Below are 21,801 nucleotides of genomic sequence, written 5' to 3'. Positions count from 1 at the left end.
GGGGTGCGGGGGTTGCGCATCACGGGACCTCGGCGGTCAGGGGGTCGGACGTCGTCGACGCGGAGCCGACGGCGTAGGTCAGGGTGACGGACCAGGTGCCGCTCGACACCTTCGCCGCGGGGAACGACACCTGCGCGCAGTTCACCGACGAGGCACTCGCCTGTGCGGTGCTCGTGGCGGTGCGCGTGACGCCGTCCTTCGTCGCGGTGAAGGTGCACTTCCCGCTCGTGTCGGTCGTGCCGGAGACCAGGCCACCGGCCTGGAGGGTCTTCGATCCGGTGTCCCAGCCGGCGAACGTGACGACGGACGTGGCCGGGTACTCCGACGGGTCGGTGTCCGGCTGGTTCGTCGCGCCGCTGCCCGGGAACGCACCGGGGGTGTCGTCGTCGGAGGCGCCGGCATCGTCGCCGTCACCGTCGTCGGACCCACCGTCGGTCGGCGTCGAGGCCGTACTGGTGGGAGCCGCGGTCGCCGAGTCGTCGTCCGTCGGGGTGCGCGAGACGGACGCGGACGGCGACGGGGTGGCGTCGTCGCCACCACCGGAACAACCGGCCAAGAGGAGACTGAGGGCACCGACCACCGCGAACGCAGCGATCGGCCTGGATGCGAGGAGCATGCTGACGGGCCGTCCTGTGGATGTTGACAAGGGTCCGGGTTGCAACAACGGTAACTCGAAAGTGAAGGTTGAGGGTTGGATCGGCCGGAATCACCCCCACTCGGGGTGCACGACGACCGTCGCCCAACCCCGTCCCGCGGGCCCGGTGAGTATGCTGTTCCGGTCCTGCCCCCACGAACGAAGAGACGTATGGTCGACCAAGCCCGCATGACCGCGCTCGCGAAGGAACCCCTCGTCGTGATCGGCGCTCCGACGAGCGCCTTCCGCGGGACCTTCCGTGAGCTGCGCGACGTCTTCCGGCAGCGCGAGATGCTCGGCATGCTCGTCCGACGTGACCTGAAGGCCCGCTACAAGGACTCGGCACTCGGGTTCGTGTGGACGCTCGTGCGCCCGCTGACCCAACTGCTCATCTACTACTTCGTCATCGGCAAGGTCCTCGGCGCCGCCAACGGCATCGACAACTTCGCGATCTACGTCTTCACCGGCCTGACCGCCTACACGCTCTTCAGCGAGATCGTCGCCGGGTCGACCGGGTCGATCGTCGGCAACTCCGGGCTGATCAAGAAGGTCTACGTCCCGCGCGAGGTCTTCCCGCTCGCCAGTGTGGGCGCGGCCCTGGTGAACTTCACCATCCAGTTCGCGATCCTGCTGGCAGCGACGGTCGTCATCGGCGTCTTCCCGTGGCACGAGGGCCTGGTCTACCTGATCCCCTCGCTCGCGGTGATCCTGGTCTACGGCGCGGCCATCGGCCTGGTGCTGTCCGCGCTCAACGTGTACCTGCGCGACGTGCAGTTCGTCATCGACGTCGGCCTGATGGTCCTGCTCTGGGCCTCACCGATCGTCTACTCGTACTCGCGGGTGGTCGCCACCGTGAACGCCGACTGGCTCCTCACCCTCTACACGAACAACCCGCTGACCCTGTCGGTGCTCGGCCTGCAGAACGCGATCTGGCTGCACGACCCGGCAGACGTCACGTACCCGGACCACCTGATGCTGCGGCTGGGGATCGCGTTCGTGATCGGTCTCCTCTGCCTCATCGGTGCGCAGCGGATCTTCTCCCGCCTGCAGGGCAACTTCGCGCAGGAGCTCTAGACCATGGCCATCAGCACCCCCGTCGCCCCGACGACCGCCGGCGAGACCGCCGAGCGTCCCGACGTCATCGTCATCGACCACGTCCGCAAGCGCTTCACGGTCCGCAAGGACAACACCCTGCGCGAGCGCATCGTCACGCTCGGCCGCGCCGGGCGGAAGCACCGCCAGGACTTCTGGGCCCTCGACGACGTCACGGTGTCGATCCAGGCCGGCTCGACCGTCGGGCTCATCGGCCAGAACGGCTCCGGCAAGTCGACCCTGCTCAAGGCCATCGGCGGCATCATCCAGCCGACCTCCGGCACGGTGTCCCGCCGCGGTCGCCTCGCCGCCCTGCTCGAGCTCGGCGCGGGGTTCCACCCCGACCTGTCGGGTCGCGAGAACGTCTACCTCAACGCGAGCCTGCTCGGCCTCAGCCGCAAGCAGACCGACGAGAAGTTCGACGACATCCTGGCGTTCTCGGGCATCGGGGACTTCATCGACACCCAGGTGAAGTTCTACTCATCGGGCATGTACGTGCGGCTCGCGTTCGCCGTCGCCGTGCACACCGACCCCGACGTCCTGCTCGTCGACGAGGTCCTGGCCGTCGGTGACGAGGCCTTCCAGCGCAAGTGCCTCGACCGCATCCGCACCTTCCAGGAGGCCGGCAAGACGATCATCATCGTCACGCACTCCCTCAGCCAGGTGCAGGAGATGTGCGACCGCGTCGTCCTGCTCAACAAGGGCAAGGTGCTGCACGACGGTGACCCCGTCCAGGCCGTGAGCATGTTCCGCGAGGTGCTCGAGGAACGCCGTCAGGGCGAGCTCAGCACCGACGTCGCCGTCGGCCGGGGCAAGGTCATCGGCGCGAGCGTGCGCGTCGACGGCAAGGAGCCCCGCGCCGAGGTCATGCCGGGCGACGACCTCGTCGTGGACATGGAGTTCGAGCACCTGGACGGCATCGCCGACTGGGAGGCCGCGGTCCAGATCAACAACGCCGGTGGCCAGGTCGTCTACGGCACCACCACCGGCATCATGGGCCTCGAACTGCAGCCGCTGCACGGTCGCCGGAAGCTCCGCCTGCGGATCGCCGACACCGCGTTCGGCACCGGCAAGTACTTCATCAACGTGTCGATGATGGACTCGGCCGGGCGCCACCTGCACGACATGCCGGAGTGCGACTCGTTCGAGGTCCCCGGGTTCGAGCACGCCGTGGGCACGGTCTACGCCGAACCCTCGATCGAGGAGCTCGACTGACCCCGGACGACGGCGAAACCGGGACCAGCGCCGACGGCACGCCCCGTGCCGACTCCGCGCCCCGGACCGACGGCACGCTCCGCACCGCGGTCGTCGTCGTCAACTGGAACCGCGCCGACCTGACCACCGCGGCCGTCCGCGCAGTTCTCGACGAGGGCACGGCCGACGACGTCATCGTCGTCGACAACGGGTCGTCCGACGATTCCGTCGCGGTGCTCCGCCGTGCCCTGCCGGACGCCACCGTCATCGCACGCGGCGACAACGGCGGCTTCGCGGCCGGGGCCAACACCGGCATCCGGCACACGGACGCCGACGTCGTCGTGCTCCTGAACAACGACGCCGTGCCCGCACCGGGCTTCGTCGCGGCGCTCCGCGACCACCTGGCGCACGCCGGGCCCGAGGTCGCCGCCGTGACGGGCCGCATCGTGCTCGCCGGACGCTGGACGGGCCTCCCGGCCGGGGTGGAGCCCGCCCCCGGCCAGCGCGTGCTGCGCGACCACGACGGCCGTCGCTGGACGCCGTCGGCGGACGGCGAGGTCCGGCTCAACTCGACCGGCGTCCGTGTCGACCGCGACGGCAACGGGATGGACCGCGACTGGTTCGCGCCCGTCGACCGGGTCGCCGACGTCGACGTCTTCGGGTTCTCCGGCGGCGCGTCCGCGCTCCGCCGAACGGCGCTGGACGACGTCGGCCTGCTCGACGAGTCCCTCTTCATGTACTACGAGGACACCGAGCTCGCCTGGCGGCTGCGCCGCCGCGGATGGCGCGTCGAGCACGCGGCCGACGCGGTCGTCGAGCACGACCACTCGGCGTCGTCCGGCGTGCAGAGCGACCTGTTCGTCTTCCGGAACGCCCGCAACCGCATCGTCGTCGCGCTCTGGCACGCCCCGTGGCCGACCGTCGTGCGGGCGAGCGTCCGCACCCTGGTGCGCGGCCTGCGCGGGCTGGCCTCCGGTCGCACCCGCCGGGAGGCGCGGCTCGTCCTGACGGCGTTCGCGGACGTCGTGGGGACCCTGCCGGTCCACCTCGCGCGCCGGCTGCGCGAGACCCGGCGCGCGTCCGTCCCGCGCCGCAGCGTGGACCCGGGCGCATGAGTGCAGCGGGCTATCCTGGACACTCCCCCGTCGACGGCCCCGGCCACGACGTCCCCGCCCGGAAGGATCCACGCGTGCCGCAGCTCACCGTCCTCGTCGACGGGACCGCGGTACCGCAGGCGCTCGGCGGCGTCGGACGCTACGTCGAGGGGGTCGTGTCCCACCTGACCGACCCGTCGCTCGACGTCCACCTGGTCGTCCGCCCCGTGCACGCTCCGCACTTCGCCGCCGTCGCGCCGCACGCGACCGTGCACACGGCGCCGGGCTGGACCGACTCGGTGCCGCTGCGGTTCCTGTGGGAGCAGACCGGGCTGCCGGCGCTCGGCCGTCGGCTCGGGGCGCAGGTGCTGCACTCGCCGCACTACACGTTCCCGTTCGGCTGGCGCGGCGGGTCCGTCGTCACGCTGCACGACGCCACGTTCTTCTCCAACCCCGAGTGGCACTCGCGCCTGAAGCGCACCTTCTTCACCTGGTGGAGCCGCCGGTCCCTGCGCACCCGACCCGTCGTCATCGTGCCGAGCGCCGCGACCGCGACCGAGGCCGCCCGGGTCGTGACCGGCATCCGCGCTGACGTCCGGGTCGCACCGCTCGGCGTCGACCGCACGGTGTTCCACGAGCCCGACGTCGCCGCGGTCGAGGACGCCCGGATCGCCGCCACCCTGCCCGAGGGTGCCCCGTGGATCGCGTTCCTCGGCACCATCGAGCCGCGGAAGAACGTCACCGCGCTGCTCGACGCCTACGCCTCGGTGCGCGCCGCGCGGGCGGTCACCGCCGGGGCGGACGGCGGCTCGGCTGGTGGCGCCGACGTCCCGTGGCTCGTGCTGTCCGGGGCCCGCGGCTGGGACGAGTCGGCCATCGCGCGGCTCGACGCCCTGCAGCCCACCGACCACGTCATCGAGGCCGGCTACCTGCCACTCGAGGACCTCGCCGGGTTCCTCGGCGGTGCCGAGTTCGTCGTCTACCCGTCCCTCGGCGAGGGCTTCGGGCTGCCCGTGGTCGAGGCCATGGCCTCCGGCGCGTGCGTCCTGACCACCCGGCGGCTGTCCCTGCCCGAGGTCGGCGGTGACGCGGCCGTCTACAGCGAGCCCGACGCGACCGCGCTGGCGTCCGCGATGACGGCGCTGCTGGACGATCCCGCGCTCGTGGCGTCGCACCGTGCGGCGGCCCTGACGCGGGCCTCCTCGTTCACCTGGGACGCCACGGCAGCCGTGCACGTCGAGGCCTACGAATCCGTCGCCGGAGGTGCGCGGTGATCCGGGTCGCGGTGCTGACGGTCACCTACAACACCGGCGAGACCATCCGGCCGTTCCTGGCGAGCGTCGCCGGCGCCTCGAAGGACCCGGTCGCCGTCGTCATCGCGGACAACGGCTCGGCCGACATCGACGCACTCCGGGCGATCGGTGAGTCCTACGGCGCCGTCGTGGTGTCCTCCGGCGGCAACCGCGGCTACGGCGGTGGGATCGACGCGGCCCTGAGCGCCCTCGACGACGTGCTGCCGGACGTCCGCCCGGAGTTCTTGCTCGTCACGAACCCCGACGTCGTGCTCGGCGAGGGCTCGATCGACGAACTCGTGGCCGCCGCCGACCGGTTGCCGTCCGGTGGGTCGTTCGGGCCCCGGATCCTCGACGACCAGGGCGAGACCTATCCGTCCGCCCGGCAGCTCCCCTCGCTACGGACCGGCCTCGGCCACGCGGCGTTCTCGCGGTTCTGGCCGGCGAACCCGTGGAGCCAGCGGTACTGGTCCACCACGAAGGTCGTCGAGCGCGAGGCCGGATGGCTCTCCGGCGCGTGCTTCCTCATCCGGACGTCGCTCTTCCGCGAGCTCGACGGGTTCGACGAGTCGTACTTCATGTACTTCGAGGACGTCGACCTCGGGCAGCGCGTCGGTCGGTCGGGCCGAGCGAACGTGTACGTGCCCTCGGCGGTCGTCACCCACACCGGAGCCCACTCGACGTCGTCCAACCGGCGCCGCATGGAGATCGAGCACCACCGGAGCGCCTACCGGTTCCTGTCGCGGAAGTACCGGGCGTGGTGGCTCTGGCCCCTGCGCGTCGTGCTGCACGCGGGCCTGTCGCTCCGCGCCCGCTGGGTCACGCGCAAGTAGTTCCCGCTCGGTCGGGCTGTCCCGTTCGCGGGCTGTCCCGTTCGCAAGACACCGGTGTTCGCGCGTTGCACCGCGGTCTGCGGGTGTTCCGAGTGCGAACACCGGTGTCTTGCGGGCCCGTTCGCACCCGGCGGCGTCAGGGGCGGCGTGGGTGCAGGCGGGTTCGCTCGGCGCGGGCCGCCGCCAGCAGCACCGCGGCGCGGGCGTCGAAGGAGTGCTCGGCGGCGATGCGCTCGGCCACGGCGGCCCGGTCGGCAGCCGACGGCCACGCGCGCGCCGGTTCGAGCAGGTCGGCCAGCTCGTCCCGGGAGCCCGCGACCGCGAGCGTCGGGACGTCCAGCACGTCGGACAGCCCGGCCACCGGGTCGGTCACGACGACTCCCCCGGACGCCAGCACGTCGAACACCCGGTTCGACACGAAGCCCCCGGCGGCCATGTCGGGCCAGTGGTCGTTGAGCACCACACGCGCTGAGGCGTAGGCCGCCGCGACCTCGGCCCGGGTCAGCGACGGTTCGCCGAGCGACTCCGCGGGGACGACCTCTCCCCAGCCCGGACCGTGCACGCGCAGATCGGCACCGAGCGCGACCGCGTCGGACACGATGGGTCGCGCGGCACCGCGGGTCGAGCCGACGAACACCACGCGGTCGGCATCGGGGCTCGTCGCCGTGCGCGCGCCAGGGTGGAACACGGCCGGCTCGGTCGCCTGCAGCAGGGTCCGGACCGGCACGCCCGCACGCGCAGCGGCTGCGGCTGCCCACACCGGCCCGGCCGCGAAGGCCGCGTCGAACGACCGCAGTTCCGTGTCGGCGACGTCGTCGGGGTGGCTGATCACCCAGAGCAGGTTCACCGACGCCGGGTTCGGCGGCACCCGGTCGAGGCCCCGGATCACCAGCGTGACGTCGTCCGAAGCGTCGTCGGCCCGCACGTGGGCGTCGCGTCGGTCGATCCGGACGCGCTGCCCCAGCCGCTCGAGTGCCCCGGCGAGCTCGGCGGCGAAGTGCACGTCGCCCCAGCCGTCACCCTCTGGCCCGGCGGGCGCAGCGATCTTGAGCGACCAGGTGAGCTGTTCGGCGTCACCGCCGGTCACGCGCGCGGCCGGGGCCACCGGCCGGGCACCCCAGGGCGGCAGCGGCGGTCCGGCGACGACACCGTCGCCCTCGGACGCGCGGTCGCGCCAGGTGGCGAACGCGTCGACGGTGGCGGCGTCGACGGTGCGGCCGGCCTCGACCGAGCGGGTCGCCTCGCCGACGACGCGCACCGCTCCGCCGTGGGCATCGGCGACCGCGCGGCTCCAGGCCGTCAGGGTCATGCGTTCGTCCGGGAGGCACGGTGCCGGCACCAGCGCCGCCCCCGGCACCGAGAGCACCGGCTGGTCCGCCGCGAAGACGGTGTCGACGTCGGTCACGGTGTCGGCGCGGTCGTCCGACCACGGCAGGGCACCGGGGCGCAGCAGCCGGGCACCGGAGCGGAGCGTGCCGTCCGGCAACCGGACCCGGGCCTGCGCGACCGAGCCCGCCGCAGCGAGGGCGTGCAGCGCCGGCACGTCGACCGACACCGAGGTGTCGACCACCACGAGCGTCCGGCCCGCACCGGCTGCGACCCCGGTGTTGATCGCCGAGCCGAGGCCGTCGACGGGTTCCGGTCGGACCCACGGCAGGCGACGGCCGAACGGGTCGACCGGCGAGGCGTCCGCGACGTAGCTCACGGCGCGGACGTCGACCCCACGACCGAAGGCATCACGGGCGACCGACACGAGCCGGGCGACCTCGGCGTGCCGGTCCGAACGGGTCGTGACGAGCACCGTGACGTCCTGGTCGAGCCGCGGCAGCGGGTCCGGGAACCCGGTCACGGGAACGACGGACGCCGCCGTCGCGGACGCGGGACGGGCCTCCTGGCCGGGGTGGCCGGGGTGGCCGGGGTGGCCGGAGACCGTCGCATCCGGACGGCGGCGTCGACCGAACCAACCAGGGGCGGGGGTCACGTGCGGAGCTAGACGCCGAGGAGTCGCTGCAGGTAGACGCCGTAGCCGCCCTTGACCAGCGGCGCGGCGAGCTCGGCGAGCTGCGCGTCGTCGATCCAGCCGTTCCGCCAGGCGATCTCCTCGATGCAGCCGATCTTGAAGCCCTGACGGTCCTCGATGACCTTCACGTACTCCGACGCCTGCATCATCGACTCGAACGTGCCGGTGTCGAGCCACGCGGTGCCGCGGTCGAGGACCTGGACGCCGAGCTCGCCGGCCTCGAGGTAGCGCTCGTTGACCGTGGAGATCTCGAGCTCGCCGCGGGCGCTCGGCTCGATCGTCTTCGCGATCTCGATGACCTTGTTGTCGTAGAAGTACAGGCCGGGGACGGCGTAGTTCGACTTCGGCTCGGCCGGCTTCTCCTCGATGGAGACGGCGGTGAAGTCGTCGTCGAACTCCACGACGCCGTACGCCTTCGGGTCGGCCACGTGGTACGCGAAGATCGTCGCACCCTGGACGTCGGTGTTCTTCCGGAGGTTCGTGCCGAGGCCGGTGCCGTGGAAGATGTTGTCACCGAGGACGAGGGCGACGCTGTCGTCGCCGATGAACTCCTCACCGATGACGAAGGCCTGCGCCAGACCGTCCGGGGACGGCTGCACGGCGTACTCGATCTCCATGCCGAGCGCCGAGCCGTCGCCGAGCAGGGCCCGGAACTGGTCGTTGTACTCCGGCGTCGTGATGACCAACACCTCTCGGACGCCCGCCATCATCAGGGTCGACAGGGGGTAGTAGACCATCGGCTTGTCGTAGATCGGCATGAGCTGCTTGCTGATGCCCTTGGTGATCGGCCAGAGGCGCGTGCCGGAACCGCCGGCGAGGATGATGCCCTTCATCGGTGTCCCGTCCCTTACTTCTTCGTCCGGAGCGACTCGGTGTACGCGACGCACTCCTCGTACGTCGGCAGCAGGCCCTGTGCCGCGGCTTCCTCGAGGGTGGGGGCGCTGGTGTCCTTCTCGGACAGCACCAGCTCGCCGAGGCCCTCGGGCAGGTCGAGCCCGACCGTCGGGTCGAGGATCGTGATCCCCTTCTCACGCTCGGGGTTGTAGTGCGCGCTGACCAGGTAGTTCACGGTCGACTGGTCCTCGAGCGCGACGATCGCGTGGCCGAGCCCCTCCGACAGGTAGACGGCCTTGCGGTCGACGTCGTCGATCCGGACGGAGTCCCACTGGCCGAACGTCGGGGACCCGACGCGGATGTCGACGATGTAGTCGATGAACGCCCCACGCACGGCGGTGACGTACTTCGCCTGGCTCGGTGCCACGAGGGCGTAGTGGATCCCGCGGGCGACACCGGCCGCGGAGATCGACATGTTCACCTGGCGGAGGTCGAGCGGGTGACCGACGGTCTCCTCGAGCACGTCGGCGCGGTACGCCTCGAGGAATGCTCCTCGTGCGTCGCCGTGCTGGACGGGCGTGAACTCCCACGCGCCAGGGATCTTCAGTTCGCGGATCTGCACCGGGGAAGCCTAGCAAGCCGTGAGTTCGCATAGGCTGTCCTGGTTCTGTGCCCCGCGCCCCGCGCGCTGCGACTCCCGAAACGAGACCAAGCGAGCCCGTGAAGCTATTCGTCCAGATCCCCTGCCTCAACGAGGAGAACACCCTCGCCAGCGTCATCGACTCCATCCCGCGGGAGATCGACGGCATCGACGAGATCGAGATCCTGGTGATCAACGACGGCAGCACCGACCGCACCGTCGAGGTCGCCAAGGAGCACGGCGTCAAGCACTTCGTCCACCACACCACGAACATGGGTCTCGCCCGTTCGTTCCGTGACGGCGTCGACTACGCGCTGCTGCACGGTGCGGACATCGTCGTGAACACCGACGGGGACAACCAGTACCCGCAGGCGCAGATCGCCGAGCTCGTGCAGCCGATCCTCCGGAAGGAAGCCGAGATCGTCATCGGCGACCGGCAGACGCGCACCATCGAGCACTTCTCCGGCTTCAAGAAGATCATGCAGCGCTTCGGCTCGTGGGTCGCCAGCCGCGCTGCCGGGCTCGACCTGCCCGACGCGGCGAGCGGGTTCCGCGCGTACTCGAAGTACTCGCTCATCCGCCTGAACATCGTGACGCGCTTCAGCTACTGCATGGAGACCATCGTGCAGGCCGGCTACAAGCGCCTGGCGATCGCGTCGGTGCCGATCACGACGAACCCGAAGACCCGCGAGTCGCGGCTCTTCAACAACATCTTCCAGCACATGTTCGAGTCCGGCTCGGCGATCGCCCGCGTCTACCTGATGTACCGGCCGATGGCCCTGTTCCTCTGGGTCGCCGCGGTGCTCGGTGCGCTCGGGCTCTGGCCGCTCATCCGCTACCTGGTGCTCCTGGCGATGCAGACCGGCGGCAACCACCTGCAGTCGATCATCCTCGGTGTCGTCCTGCTCATCACGGCGCTCCTCTCCATAGTCATCGGCGTCGTGGCCGACCTCACCCGCCTCAACCGCACGCTGGCCGAGGAGCAGCTCGACCTGCAGAAACTGCAGCGGTATGGCGACTGACACGGCCCCGGCCGTGTCGCGCTCCGACGTCCGACCCGCGGTCGGGCGGCGCGAGCGCATCCTCGTGATCGCGTTGACGGTGGCCTTCGCCGCCGTCCTCGCGGTCTGGGCCGTCGTCACCACGACGTACAAGGCCCCGGACGAGCCGACCCACGTCGACGCCGTGCTGCACCTGGCGATCGGTGACGGCTGGCCGGCGCCCGGCGCGATGCACTACCTCAACGCGGTGCACGACACCCAGATCAGCAACATGCGGCAGTCGACCGACGTGAACCAGACGTGGGGCGAGCTGCTCCGCGAGTTCCCGGGCGTGCACCCGACGAGCATCGACCAGATGTCGCAGCATCCCGCCACGTACTACGCCCTGGCCGCCGGGGTCCTGCAGCTGGTGCACTTCGAGGACCTCCGCTGGGACCTCGCCGTCATGGTGCTGCGACTGTTCGACGCCCTGCTCGTCCTGCCGCTGCCGTTCCTGGCGTGGGCGACCGTGCGTCGGCTGACGCGGTCACCACGGGCCGCCCTGGTCGGCGGTGCCGCGGTGTTCGCCCTGCCCGAGGTCGCCTCGATCGGCACCTCGGTCACGAACGACGCGCTCATGCTGCCGCTGGCCGGGGCGCTCGTGTACTTCGTGGTGCGGCTGCTCACCGGCGACCTGCGGGTGCGCACGACCATCTGGATCGGGCTGCTGCTCGGCGCGACGCTGCTCGTCAAGGGCACCGCGCTGCCCGCGATCCCGTTCGTGGGCATCGCCGTGATGGCCGCCGGCTGCACCCGGGCGACCGTCTGGCGGAACGCGCTCCGGACGCTGTGGACCCTGGGGCTCGCCGCCGTCGTCGGTGGCTGGTGGTGGCTGCGCAACATCCTCGTGTACCGCGACATCCAGCCGGACGGCATGGCCGGCGCACGTCCGCCGATGCCGTTCCCGGCCGGCACCGCCGCCAGCCCCGAGGTGTTCCTCCGCGACTACTGGAACGGCGTCACGCGCACCTTCTGGGGCAGCGTCGGCGGTCTCACCCAGTTCCAGCTCGCCCAGGTCCTGATCGACGGGCTGACCATCGCGTCGATCGTCGGCATCGTCGTCTGGGGCTTCCGCCGCGGCCCGTCGCTCCGCCCGGCGATCGTGCTGGCGTCGTTCCCCGTCATCCTCATCGCCCTGCACCTGCAGAGCGGGTGGGGCGGGTACGTCCGGAGCACCATCGTCGCCGGCACCCAGGGGCGCTACTACTACCCCACGCTCATCGCCCTCATCGCCCTGAGCGCCCTCGCCTGGCGCCGGGTCACCGTGACGGCAGCCGGCACCACCCGACTCGCCGTCGGGATGTCGATCGCGGCGATGGCCATCGCGCTGTACGGCGTCGTCTACGCGCTGCGGGCCTTCGGGCGCGACGCCGCCTTCTGGGTCGACGAGTTCGCGGTCGGCCGGTTCGACCGCTACGGCATGGTCCCCGCCGGCACGAACTTCACCCTCGTCGCCGTCGCCGCGGTCGCACTGACCGTCACCGCCGTGCTGCTCGTCCGGTTCATGCGCCGTCCAGAGGTCCCCGCGTGAGCGCCCCGCGACCGCTCGTCGGCCGGCACGAGTGGGTCCTGCTCGGCACCGTGACGCTGGCCTGGCTCGCCTTCCTGCTGACCTTCGCCCTCGTCACCCCGGCCTTCGGGGCACCCGACGAGCCCGCACACGTCGACGCCGCGTTCCGCCTGGCACTCGGACTCGGCTGGCCGCACGGCGGCGAGATGCACTACCTCGCCGCCGTGCGCCAGATCGTCGAGCACCCGGCACCGGCCGTCGACCGCCCCACGGTCGACGCGCTGCTGGCGGCCGTGCCCGGGGACTCCCCCGCGATCGACCCGATGTCCCAGAACCCGCCGACGTACTGGTTGGTGGCCGCCGGGATCCTGCGCGTCATCCGGTTCGGCTCGCACGACTGGGCGACCTCGGTGCTCGTGCTCCGCGTGTTCGACGTGCTGCTCGTCACCGCGCTGCCGGTCCTGGTCTGGGCGACGGTCCGTCGGGTGACCCGCTCGCCCCGCACCGCACTCGTCGCCCCGGTCCTGCTCTTCGCCGTCCCGCAGCTGGCGCAGGTCACCTCCGGCGTCACGGTGTGGGCACCGGTCGTCCTGCTCGGCGCCGTGCTCGTCTGGCTGAGCGCACGCGTGCTGACCGGCGACCGTTCGTGGTGGACCACCGCCGGGCTCGCCGTCGCCGTCACCGGACTGGCGGCCCTGAACGCGCTGGGGCTCCTGGCGATCCCGTTCGTCGTCCTCGTGTCCGCCCTGGCACCGGGCCGGACGTGGGGCCGCCGGGGCCTGCACGCCGGCGTGGTCGTCCTCGCTGCCGTCGCCGTGTCCGGCTGGTGGTGGGTGCGGACGCTGCTCGTGAGCGGGACGCTCCTGCCCGACGCCCTGCGCGCCGTCACGACCGTACAGCCGTACCCGGCGGGCGGTGCGAACCCCGGGGCGTTCGCCGGGCGCCAGTGGGACGGCCTGACCGCCTCGTTCTTCGGCGCACTCGGTGCGAACCAGTGGCCGTTGCCGGCGATGGTCATCGACACGCTCGCGGTCGTCGGACTGGCCGTCATCGCGTGGTCGTACGCCCGCCGGGCTCCGGGTCGCCGGGTGACCACGATCCTGCTCGTCTGGCCGACGGTCGTCCTCGTCGCCACCCTCGCCTACAACTGGCGGAACTACCTCGGCACGCACCAGGGCAACGGGCTGCAGGGCCGGTTCCTGTTCGTCGCGGTCGTCGCGCTCGTGCTCGCACAGGCGGTCGCGTGGCACGCCCTCGTCGTCCGTCCGGAGCTCCGCCGACGCCTCGCCCGGTTGGCGGTCGTCGGTTCGCTCGCGATCGGCGCGTACGGCATCGGCCTGACCTACCGCGGCGGGTGGGAGAACACGCAGTTCCGCATCACGCCCGGCGGGATCTCCGCGATGGCCGGCGGCGCACTCGCCGGACCGTTCGCGATCCTGCTGGTCGCCATCGTGTTCGCGGCCGCCGCAGTCGCGACCGTCGTCCTGGTGTGGCGCACCTCCGCCGACCCCACCAGCGGCCCGCTAGAATCGCCGCCGACCCACGAACCGACCGTCAGGAAAGAGAACTCGTGAAGATCCTCGTCACCGGAGGAGCCGGCTTCATCGGCTCGAACTTCGTCCGCCGCACGCTGGAGGACGCGTACCCCGGCCTCGAGGGCGCCGAGGTCGTCGTCTACGACGCACTGACCTACTCCGGCAACGAAGCGAACCTCGCCCCGGTCGCCGACTCCCCCCGCTACACCTTCGTGCACGGCGACATCCGCGACGCCGCGAAGCTCGACGAGGTCGTCCCGACCGTCGACGCCATCGTGCACTTCGCCGCCGAGTCCCACGTCGACCGCTCGGTCCGCGACTCCGGCATCTTCGTCGAGACCAACGTCGTGGGCACCCAGCGCCTGCTCGACGCCGCGCTCCGCCACGGCACCGAGCGGTTCGTGCACGTCTCCACCGACGAGGTCTACGGCTCCATCAGCGAGGGCTCGTGGGACGAGGAGCGCCCGCTCGAGCCGAACTCGCCGTACTCGGCGTCGAAGGCCGGCAGCGACCTGCTCGCTCGCAGCTACCACCGCACGCACGGGCTGGACCTCTCGATCACGCGCTGCTCGAACAACTACGGGCCGTACCACTTCCCCGAGAAGGTCATCCCGCTCTTCGTCACCAACCTCATCGACGACGTGCACGTGCCGCTGTACGGCGAGGGCAACAACATCCGCGACTGGCTGCACGTCGACGACCACACCCGTGGCATCGCGATGGTCCTGACCCGTGGCCGCGCCGGCGAGATCTACAACATCGGCGGCGGCACCGAGCTGACCAACAAGGAGCTCACGCAGCTGCTGCTCGACGCGACCGGCAAGGACTGGTCGTACGTCGACCGCGTCGCCGACCGTCTCGGCCACGACCTGCGCTACTCGGTCGACATCTCGAAGATCCAGGCCGAGCTCGGCTACGAGCCGCTCGTGCCGTTCGAGCAGGGCCTGGCCGACGTCGTGCAGTGGTACCGCGACAACCGCGCCTGGTGGGAGCCGCTCAAGCAGCGTGCGGCCCTGAGCTGAACCGGCACACCGTGACCAGGTACCTCATCACCGGCGCCGCCGGCATGCTCGGCCAGGACCTCCAGGCCGCACTCGCCGGCCGCGACGTCACCGCGCTGTCGCGGGCGGACCTCGACATCACCGACCCGGCCGCGGTGGACGCCGCCGTCGCCGGGCACGACGTCGTGATCAACTCCGCCGCCTACACGAAGGTCGACGACGCGGAAGACCACGAGGACGACGCCCACGCGGTCAACGCGACGGGGCCGAAGCTCCTGGCCGAGGCCGCGGTCCGCCACGGCGCGAAGCTCGTCACCGTGTCGACCGACTACGTCTTCGACGGCAACGGCACCGCGCCCTACGCCGAGGACGCCCCGACCGACCCGATCAACGCCTACGGCCGCACCAAGGCCGCCGGCGAGGCGTTCGTGCGCGCGATCGCCCCGGACACCTCGTACGTCGTCCGCACCGCGTGGATCTACGGCGCGCACGGGCCGAACTTCGCCGCGACGATGCTCCGGCTCGCGGGATCGCACGACACCGTCAGCGTCGTCACCGACCAGGTCGGCCAGCCGACGTGGACGGGCGACCTCGCCGCGCGGATCGTCGAGCTCGTCGACGGGGACGCCCCCGCGGGCATCTACCACGGGACGAACGCCGGCCAGGGTTCCTGGTTCGACTTCACGCAGGCCATCTACCGCGAACTCGGGCTCGACCCGGAGCGCGTGCTGCCCACCGACAGCGCCGCCTTCGTCCGGCCGGCGCCGCGCCCGGCGTACAGCGTGCTCGGCCACGACGGCTGGTCGCGTGCCGGACTCGCGCCGATGCGCGACTGGCGCGACGCGTTGCACGCTGCGGTCGCGGCGGGTGCGCTGACCGCGTAGGCACGGCTCTCGACCGGGAGGCGCGGGTCGGGTTCCGCACACCGCGGACCCGACCCGCGCCTCCTGTCCGACCACCGACCGCGCCCAGGGGGCGCCGGGACCACCCTGGTAGTGTCGGGCAGCCGAGCGCGGGGCCGGCCCTCGGCCCCCTGACCACGGGTCCACGAACCACGACGAGGAGCACAGCACCATGACCACCCTCCACGTCATCGTCGACCAGATCGTCGCGCCCGTGCCGGGCGGCATCGGGCGCTACGCCGAGGAGCTCGCGCGACACCTCGTCGAGCACTCGCCGAGCGGCTGCGAGGTCGCGGGTGTGGTCTCCGCCGTCGGGTCCGACGAGATGGCGCACCTGCGCACGCTCCTGCCCGGACTGTCCGACCTGCAGCGACTGCCGCTGCCACGTCGTGAGCTGTCGCTCGCCTGGCAGGGCGGGTTCGTGGGCGGCATCGCGAAGGGCATGGTGCACGCGCCGAGCGTGCTCGCACCACTGGTCAAGCACGACCGTTTCCAGGACCCGGGCCGGCAGACCGTGGTGACCGTGCACGACGTGGTGCCGTGGACCAACCCCGAGACCCTCACACCGCGCGGCGTCCACTTCCACAAGGCGATGGTGAAGCGGGCGTGGAAGCACGCCGACGCCGTCGTGGTGCCGACCCATGCCGTGGCGGGGGCGCTGAACGAGATCCACCGGTTCGACGACCGGCTCCGCGTGATCGGCGGCGCCCCGAGCGGACGCCTCCGCCTGCCCGTCGACGCCGACCTGCGCGCCGAGCGCCTCGGCTTGCCCGACCGCTACGTGCTCGCGGTCGGCACGCTCGAGCCGCGCAAGGCTCTCGCGTCCCTGATCGAGGCGATGGCCCACCCGGACGCCCCCAGCGACGTGCCCCTCGTCATCTCCGGCCCGGACGGCTGGGGCGACGTCGACGTGTACGGCACCGCGGAGCGCGCGGGCCTGTCGCGCGACCGGGTGAAGGTCCTCGGCCGCATCGACGACGCGGACCTCGCGGTCGTCTACGACCGTGCGACGGTGTTCGTGTTCCCCAGCCTCGCCGAGGGCTTCGGCCTGCCCGTGATCGAGGCGATGAGCTTCGGCACCCCGGTGATCCACTCCGACGACCCCGCCGTGGCAGAGGTCGCGTCGGACGCCGGCGTCACCGTCGCGCGGTCACCGCGGGAGTCCTACTCCGCACGGCTTGCACAGGCCGTCTACCAGGTCGTGAACGACCCGCAACTGTCCAGCCGGCTGGCCGTGGCAGGGCCGGACCGTGCACGCATGTACGACTGGTCCGACTCCGCCGCGGAGACCTGGCAGCTGCACGCCGACCTCTGACGGCCGGAGCGCGTCAGCCCTTGTACGTGTAGGTGCTGACCCAGTCGATGTACAGGTGCCCCGCGTCGCCCCAGTCGCCCACCTGGAACATGTAGCGGTGTGCGGTCTTCGGCACGTCGTAGGTGATCGTCTTGATCACCTTGCCGTCGAGGCGGTAGCGCACGGACTTCCCGGGGATCCACTCGATCGAGTACGTGTGCCACGAACGCCACGAGACGCCGGTGCTCAGGCTCGTCGCGTTGGCCTCCTGGCCCGCGATCATCGAGTGGTGGTGCAGCATCGGCTGCTGGTCGAAGTTGGCCTCGGGGTAGTCGATCTCCCCGTCGGCCCAGCGGTCGGACGACGGCCAGAGCATGAATGCTGCGCCGTTGCCGGCACCGCCCGTGGCCTTGGCGCGGACGATGAACTTGCCGCCCTTGTGGCCCCAGGCTCCCGTCGGCGTGCCGAAGGTGCCGGCGGCGCCGTGCTTGCCGTCGAGCTTGACGTCCATGTACCCGTTGTGCGAGCTGATCTGCGAACCCGAGTAGTACATGCCGCCGGTCCCGTCCGGGTACGGCTGCCACGAGTTGGCGTACTTCTTGGCGAAGGCGCCCTTCGCACTGGCCGCGGTGCTGAACTGCTCGCGGAAGGTCTGCTTGAAGTTCCCGACGTCGCCGAGCGGCGCCGAGCTGGCGGTCGCTGCGGTCCCCTGACCGAGCGGTCCGGCGACGAGTGCTGCTCCGAGGAGCACGACGGCGAGTGCGGCCCTCCTGGTGGTGCGCTTCTGCATGAGGTCGGTCACTCCCTGACGTGACTGTTCGCACCCGTTCCCGTGGGTGCCGGGCGGCCGGATCTCGGCTACCCGGCGTTCACGGTAGTTGCTGTCCACAATCTGCGCCTGGGGGTTGACACTTCAGCGCACCCCCAGTAAACGGGGCTTGCGCGAGGATCAGCCGTCGGGCAAGAAGTCCTGGTCAGTGCGCGTGGCGTGGCGTCGGCATCGGTCGGATCAGCCGAGCGCCGACGTCGGGTGGTGGGGTCAGGGCCGTGCGCGACGGCGTCGAGCGACCACGGCGACCACGACGGCGGCCACCACGGCGAGGACAGCGACGACCGCTGCGGCCTCGGCGACGTGGAGCGCCGCGAACCACGAGTCGAACTGCGACTTCGTCGCCACGACGTCCGGGCCCGCGCCGCGGAACCACCCCGCCACGGGGTTCACCGGACCGGCCGCGCCCGCAGCGACCACGCAGACCACCGCGGCGACCACGGCGACCGCGGAGAGGACGAGGACGGGGACGGCGCGGCGCATCCCGCTACCGTAGCGCGGCTCGGACCCCGCAGCGGCGGCCTCAGAGCGAGTCGCGGAGGCGCGCCGCCTTCTCCTCGACCAGGCGCTCGAGCCCGTCGGCGTACTCGGTCAGGCGAGCGGCGACGGCCGGCTCCGAGGAACCGATGATGCGCGCGGCCAGCAGACCGGCGTTGGCGGCACCGTTGATCGCCATCGTCGCGACCGGGATCCCCGCCGGCATCTGCACGATGGAGAGCAGCGAGTCGAGGCCGTCGAGACGCGCGAGCTGCACCGGGACGCCGATCACCGGGAGCGTCGTCATCGAGGCGACCATGCCCGGCAGGTGTGCCGCGCCACCGGCCCCGGCGATGACGACCCGGATGCCACGGTCGGCGGCGCCGCGGGCGAAGCGGGTCATCTTGTCCGGGGTGCGGTGCGCCGACACGACGTCCGCCTCGAACGGGATGCCGAGTTCGGTGAGGATGTCCGCCGCGGCCCGCATGGTCGGCCAGTCGGAGTCCGACCCCATGATGATCGAGACGAGCGGCTGTGCGGGTGCGGCGGTGTCGGTCACGCGACGAGCCTAGCCGAGCAGCACGCGTCGCCAGGTGTCGCCGTCTCGGCCGATCGTGCGGTCCTCGGCGACCCAGCGGGCCGCCCCCTCGTCCACCCGGCCACGTTCGACGGCGGTCCGGACGGCGTCCCGCCACGCCGACACGTCGTCCGGCACGGCCACGGCCCCGTGGGCCCGTGCGACGGCGTAGGACGGACGGTCGGACACCACGGCGGGCAGCCCGAGCGCGGTGTACTCGAGGAACTTCAGGTCGCTCTTCGCGCGGTTGAACTCCTCGTCACGGAGCGGTGCGACGCCCGCCCGCCAGCGCTCCCGGTGCGCCACGAGCCATCGGGAGAACGCCGGGTAGTGCCCGTCGGGCACCTCGACCCGGCGGAACCAGTCGGCACCGCCCTCGTCGGTCACCCCGATGACCTCGAGCCGGATCGGGGTGCCGTCGGCGGTGGTGAGGTCGGCGAAGACGTCACGCAGGAGCTCGAGGTCGGCGGCGTGGGTGAGCGTGCCCATGTACAGCACCCGGTGCTCCCCCGCGGGCCGCTCGTCGTCGTCCGCGGTGGGGCCGGCAGTCCAGATCGTCGGGTCGAGGGCGTTCGGCACGACGACGACGTCCCGCGCCACCGGACGGACCACGTCGGCGAGTTCGGGCGTGCTCACGACGACGGTGTCGGCACCGCGCACCAGGGCGTCGATCGAGGCGAGCCGGTCGGGGTCGTACTCGGCGCGGGCCAAGCGGGCGCGTCCGGACTCGGTGAAGAAGTCGTCGTCGACCTCGGCCACGACGCGGATGCCCCGGGAGGCGGCTGCTGCCAGGAAGGGCTGCACGTCGGCACGGGGAAGGATGTCCCGCTGCACCAGGAGTGCGGCGTAGGGCGCCTGGTCGGAGCCGTCGACGAACGCCGCCGGGTCCACCTGGCGTACCTCGGCGGTGCCGCTCGCAGCCAGGTGCTCGGTGCGGCGGACGACACGGACGTGTGCCGAGGCCGGGTGGGCGCCGCCACCGCCCGCGACGACGTACCCGAGGACGGGCAGGGGCGCCGGCTGTGGCGGGGCACCTGCGACGGCGCGGCGCAGGCGTCCGGCGGCCCGGCGGACGAGATCACGCGGCATGCGCCCATCCTCTCGCACCTGGCACCTCGCACCGCACGGCGAACGCCGCACGGCGGACGCCGCACGGTGGACGCCCCCTCAGCGCACCGTCACCGTCCGGCACGGCGACGCCCTGCGGTCCGCGCCGCTCCCGGTGTTGTGGACGATCGCGCAGACGGTGTGCTTGCCGACCGCCGCCCGGACGGTGCCCGCGAAGCCGTGCGACCCACCGGAGCCCCAGGTCGCGTCCACGTCGGCGCGCTTCCGACCGGCGTCCAGCGACGTCACCCGCTTGCCGTCGACGGTGATCGCCACCCGGCTCGCCGAGGCCACCGCGTCGCCGTCGAACGCCCAGCCGCGCACCGCGATGCCCCGGGTCACGGCCTTCGCGGACTCCAGTTCGGCGTACGGGTCGTGCCGGTAGGCGCGGACGGTCGAGCAACCGAGCGGCGTGTCCGACCCCGCGCCGATGTTCACCGCGGTGACGCAGACGCGGCGAGCGCCTGCCGCGGTGGGCACCACGACGTCGAAGCCGTGGGTCGCGCCGACCCCGGAGCGTGCGTCGACGTCCGGCCGGTCGAGCCCGGCGGTGGTGACGCCGGCGGGGACACCGTCGACGGTGGCACGGACCCGCACGGGCTGCGTGGGGTCGTCCTCGTCGTAGGCCCACCCGGACACGCGGACGCCGCCGCCGGTGCCGGCGACGGCCTCGAGCGTGCCACGGGGGGTCAGGTCGGCGGCGGGCACACCCAGGCGTGCGTTCGCGACGAGGGCCTGTGCGTAGGTCGAGAACCACTTGCCGGCGGCCGGCGCCCCGTTGCAGGTGCCGTCGCTCGCGCCGGGGGTCTTGACCCACAGCAGGGCGTCGAGCGCCGTGCCGTCGGACACCACCCGGGGCGAGGTGCCGAGCCCGGCCCCCGGTCCGTTGCACCAGGTGCCGCGCCAGCCCTGCCCGTTGCGCGAGGTGTCGATCACGTAGTGCGAGCCCCCGGTGGCGACGGACACCTTCTGTGCGTACGCCTGCTCCTGGGCGGTCGGGTAGTAGTTCGCGACGTTGGTGAAGAACCCGCGGGCCTGCTGGACGCCCGCGCTGTTCAGCCGCGACGCCATCAGCGCGGGCTGCACCCAGTTCGAGTTGCCGGCGTCCAGGTAGGCGGGGACCCCGGCGGCGGTCAGCCCGGCGACGGTGCGGGACAGGATCCGGTAGCGCTGCTCGTCGAGCGCGGTGCTGCACTTGGCGTTGCTGAGCATCGCGAGCGAGTCCGGTTCGACGATGACGGCTGCGCGGTGGCCCGCCAGCGCCGCGGTGACCTGGTCGACCCAGGCGTCGTAGGACCCCTCGTCGAAGCCGCCGGCGGAGTACCCGCCGCAGTCACGGTCGGGGATCGCGTAGAGCACGAACACGGGGATGGTGCCGGACTGTTCGGCACCGGTGAGGGCGGTGCTGATGGTCTTGGTCAGCTGCGTCCCCTGGCTCCAGTCGCCGAGCCAGGTCGCGACGGGGTACCCGGCGATGGTCTTCGCCGCCGCGGCCCCGGCCGGGTCGGTGGCGGCCAGGGCGGCCTGCGCCTTCGCGGCCTCGCTCGTCGGCGACCGGTACGGCCCGGCGCCGTAGAGCGACGCGGACGTGGCCGAGCGGATGGTCGAGGCCGAGGTCGCTGCGGACGCGGTCGCGGTCGGCAGCAGGCCGGCGACGGCTGCGACGAGGGCGATGGCTGCACCGCAGACGGCGGCACGACGCGGACGGCGGCGCATGGGACTCCCTGGACGGTGGGCGCGGACTGTACCAGGGGAACACGCGCTCCCGGCTCCCGCCAGCCTCCCGAGCGGGTGCCACCCGAGGGGGTGTCCGCAGAGCGGCCGACAAGTGTGTCCCGCACCTGCGACGGACGGGAGGCCCGTGACGGCGTCGCCACGGGCCTCCCGTCCGTCATC

Annotated in this window: 20 protein-coding genes; 11 read left to right on the top strand and 9 right to left on the bottom strand. The window is 72.1% G+C overall.

The features are described 5' to 3' along the window. Positions 1 to 19: 19 nt before the first annotated feature. Entirely contained in the window at positions 20 to 616 is a 597-nt protein-coding gene (locus DEJ09_RS08405) for a hypothetical protein (protein ID WP_111088176.1), read from the bottom strand. Positions 617 to 805: 189 nt separating this feature from the next. Here DEJ09_RS08405 and DEJ09_RS08400 point away from each other — a divergent pair, with 189 nt between their 5' ends. The 5 genes from DEJ09_RS08400 (at position 806) to DEJ09_RS08380 (ending at position 6,139) form a co-directional block, all read left to right on the top strand. Then, the gene (locus DEJ09_RS08400; protein ID WP_111022341.1) at positions 806 to 1,708 is read left to right on the top strand and encodes an ABC transporter permease; all 903 of its coding nucleotides are present in this window, start codon (positions 806 to 808) and stop codon (positions 1,706 to 1,708) included. 3 nt (positions 1,709 to 1,711) lie between these two features. Then, a complete protein-coding gene (locus DEJ09_RS08395; RefSeq protein WP_111022340.1) occupies positions 1,712 to 2,941 on the top strand; it encodes an ABC transporter ATP-binding protein in 1,230 nt (409 codons plus the stop codon). Next, the gene (locus tag DEJ09_RS08390) at positions 2,860 to 4,035 is read left to right on the top strand and encodes a glycosyltransferase family 2 protein (protein WP_220034920.1); all 1,176 of its coding nucleotides are present in this window, start codon (positions 2,860 to 2,862) and stop codon (positions 4,033 to 4,035) included. The genes DEJ09_RS08395 and DEJ09_RS08390 overlap by 82 nt, the downstream gene beginning before the upstream one ends. A 74-nt stretch (positions 4,036 to 4,109) precedes the next feature. Continuing rightward, entirely contained in the window at positions 4,110 to 5,288 is a 1,179-nt protein-coding gene (locus DEJ09_RS08385; protein WP_258373831.1) for a glycosyltransferase family 1 protein, read from the top strand. After that, entirely contained in the window at positions 5,285 to 6,139 is an 855-nt protein-coding gene (locus tag DEJ09_RS08380; RefSeq protein WP_071406439.1) for a glycosyltransferase family 2 protein, read from the top strand. Before DEJ09_RS08385 ends, DEJ09_RS08380 begins: the two co-directional genes overlap by 4 nt. Positions 6,140 to 6,275: 136 nt before the next feature. Here DEJ09_RS08380 and DEJ09_RS08375 read toward each other — a convergent pair whose 3' ends face one another. The 3 genes from DEJ09_RS08375 to DEJ09_RS08365 form a co-directional block, all read right to left on the bottom strand. Next, positions 6,276 to 7,988, bottom strand: coding sequence for a glycosyltransferase (locus DEJ09_RS08375; RefSeq protein WP_111088174.1), 1,713 nt, complete (start codon positions 7,986 to 7,988; stop codon positions 6,276 to 6,278). A gap of 140 nt (positions 7,989 to 8,128) precedes the next feature. Further along, positions 8,129 to 8,992, bottom strand: coding sequence for a glucose-1-phosphate thymidylyltransferase RfbA (gene rfbA / locus DEJ09_RS08370; RefSeq protein WP_111088173.1), 864 nt, complete (start codon positions 8,990 to 8,992; stop codon positions 8,129 to 8,131). A gap of 14 nt (positions 8,993 to 9,006) precedes the next feature. After that, positions 9,007 to 9,615, bottom strand: a complete 609-nt coding sequence (locus DEJ09_RS08365) for a dTDP-4-dehydrorhamnose 3,5-epimerase family protein (RefSeq protein ID WP_071406436.1) — start codon at positions 9,613 to 9,615, stop codon at positions 9,007 to 9,009. A 98-nt stretch (positions 9,616 to 9,713) separates the two neighbouring features. Between DEJ09_RS08365 and DEJ09_RS08360 the strand changes: the two genes are divergently transcribed. The 6 genes from DEJ09_RS08360 to DEJ09_RS08335 all read left to right on the top strand — a co-directional run bounded on the left by DEJ09_RS08360 (position 9,714) and on the right by DEJ09_RS08335 (position 16,936). Then, positions 9,714 to 10,655 (top strand): glycosyltransferase family 2 protein, encoded by a 942-nt coding sequence (locus DEJ09_RS08360; RefSeq protein WP_111029469.1) that lies wholly within the window; start codon positions 9,714 to 9,716, stop codon positions 10,653 to 10,655. Continuing rightward, positions 10,645 to 12,204: a glycosyltransferase family 39 protein gene (locus tag DEJ09_RS08355; protein WP_111088172.1), complete on the top strand. Its 1,560-nt coding sequence runs from the start codon at positions 10,645 to 10,647 to the stop codon at positions 12,202 to 12,204. The genes DEJ09_RS08360 and DEJ09_RS08355 overlap by 11 nt, the downstream gene beginning before the upstream one ends. Next, positions 12,201 to 13,757 carry a glycosyltransferase family 39 protein gene (locus tag DEJ09_RS08350; protein ID WP_111088171.1) on the top strand — a complete coding sequence of 519 codons (1,557 nt, stop codon included), beginning with the start codon at positions 12,201 to 12,203 and terminating at the stop codon, positions 13,755 to 13,757. The genes DEJ09_RS08355 and DEJ09_RS08350 overlap by 4 nt, the downstream gene beginning before the upstream one ends. Continuing rightward, positions 13,754 to 14,740 (top strand): dTDP-glucose 4,6-dehydratase, encoded by a 987-nt coding sequence (gene rfbB / locus DEJ09_RS08345; RefSeq protein WP_111088170.1) that lies wholly within the window; start codon positions 13,754 to 13,756, stop codon positions 14,738 to 14,740. Before DEJ09_RS08350 ends, rfbB begins: the two co-directional genes overlap by 4 nt. An 11-nt stretch (positions 14,741 to 14,751) precedes the next feature. Continuing rightward, positions 14,752 to 15,603, top strand: a complete 852-nt coding sequence (gene rfbD / locus DEJ09_RS08340) for a dTDP-4-dehydrorhamnose reductase (protein ID WP_111088169.1) — start codon at positions 14,752 to 14,754, stop codon at positions 15,601 to 15,603. 190 nt (positions 15,604 to 15,793) lie between these two features. Then, positions 15,794 to 16,936: a glycosyltransferase family 1 protein gene (locus DEJ09_RS08335; RefSeq protein ID WP_111088168.1), complete on the top strand. Its 1,143-nt coding sequence runs from the start codon at positions 15,794 to 15,796 to the stop codon at positions 16,934 to 16,936. A 13-nt stretch (positions 16,937 to 16,949) separates the two neighbouring features. Here the strand turns inward: DEJ09_RS08335 and DEJ09_RS08330 are convergent, their stop codons facing one another. The 5 genes from DEJ09_RS08330 to DEJ09_RS18090 all read right to left on the bottom strand — a co-directional run bounded on the left by DEJ09_RS08330 (position 16,950) and on the right by DEJ09_RS18090 (position 21,621). Continuing rightward, on the bottom strand, positions 16,950 to 17,717 hold the full coding sequence (locus DEJ09_RS08330) for a family 16 glycosylhydrolase (protein ID WP_111029466.1): 768 nt from the start codon (positions 17,715 to 17,717) through the stop codon (positions 16,950 to 16,952). 237 nt (positions 17,718 to 17,954) lie between these two features. Continuing rightward, positions 17,955 to 18,227: a hypothetical protein gene (locus DEJ09_RS08325; protein ID WP_111046855.1), complete on the bottom strand. Its 273-nt coding sequence runs from the start codon at positions 18,225 to 18,227 to the stop codon at positions 17,955 to 17,957. A 40-nt stretch (positions 18,228 to 18,267) separates the two neighbouring features. Further along, positions 18,268 to 18,735 carry a 5-(carboxyamino)imidazole ribonucleotide mutase gene (gene purE, locus DEJ09_RS08320; protein ID WP_111088180.1) on the bottom strand — a complete coding sequence of 156 codons (468 nt, stop codon included), beginning with the start codon at positions 18,733 to 18,735 and terminating at the stop codon, positions 18,268 to 18,270. A gap of 54 nt (positions 18,736 to 18,789) precedes the next feature. After that, entirely contained in the window at positions 18,790 to 19,887 is a 1,098-nt protein-coding gene (locus DEJ09_RS08315; RefSeq protein ID WP_111088167.1) for a glycosyltransferase, read from the bottom strand. 78 nt (positions 19,888 to 19,965) lie between these two features. After that, the gene (locus DEJ09_RS18090) at positions 19,966 to 21,621 is read right to left on the bottom strand and encodes a glycoside hydrolase family 6 protein (protein ID WP_111088166.1); all 1,656 of its coding nucleotides are present in this window, start codon (positions 21,619 to 21,621) and stop codon (positions 19,966 to 19,968) included. Between the last annotated feature and the right edge of the window lie 180 nt (positions 21,622 to 21,801).

The sequence above is a fragment of the Curtobacterium sp. MCLR17_055 genome (genome assembly GCF_003234305.1).
Lineage (GTDB): Bacteria > Actinomycetota > Actinomycetes > Actinomycetales > Microbacteriaceae > Curtobacterium > Curtobacterium flaccumfaciens.
This window is presented reverse-complemented; position numbering and strand designations above follow the sequence as displayed.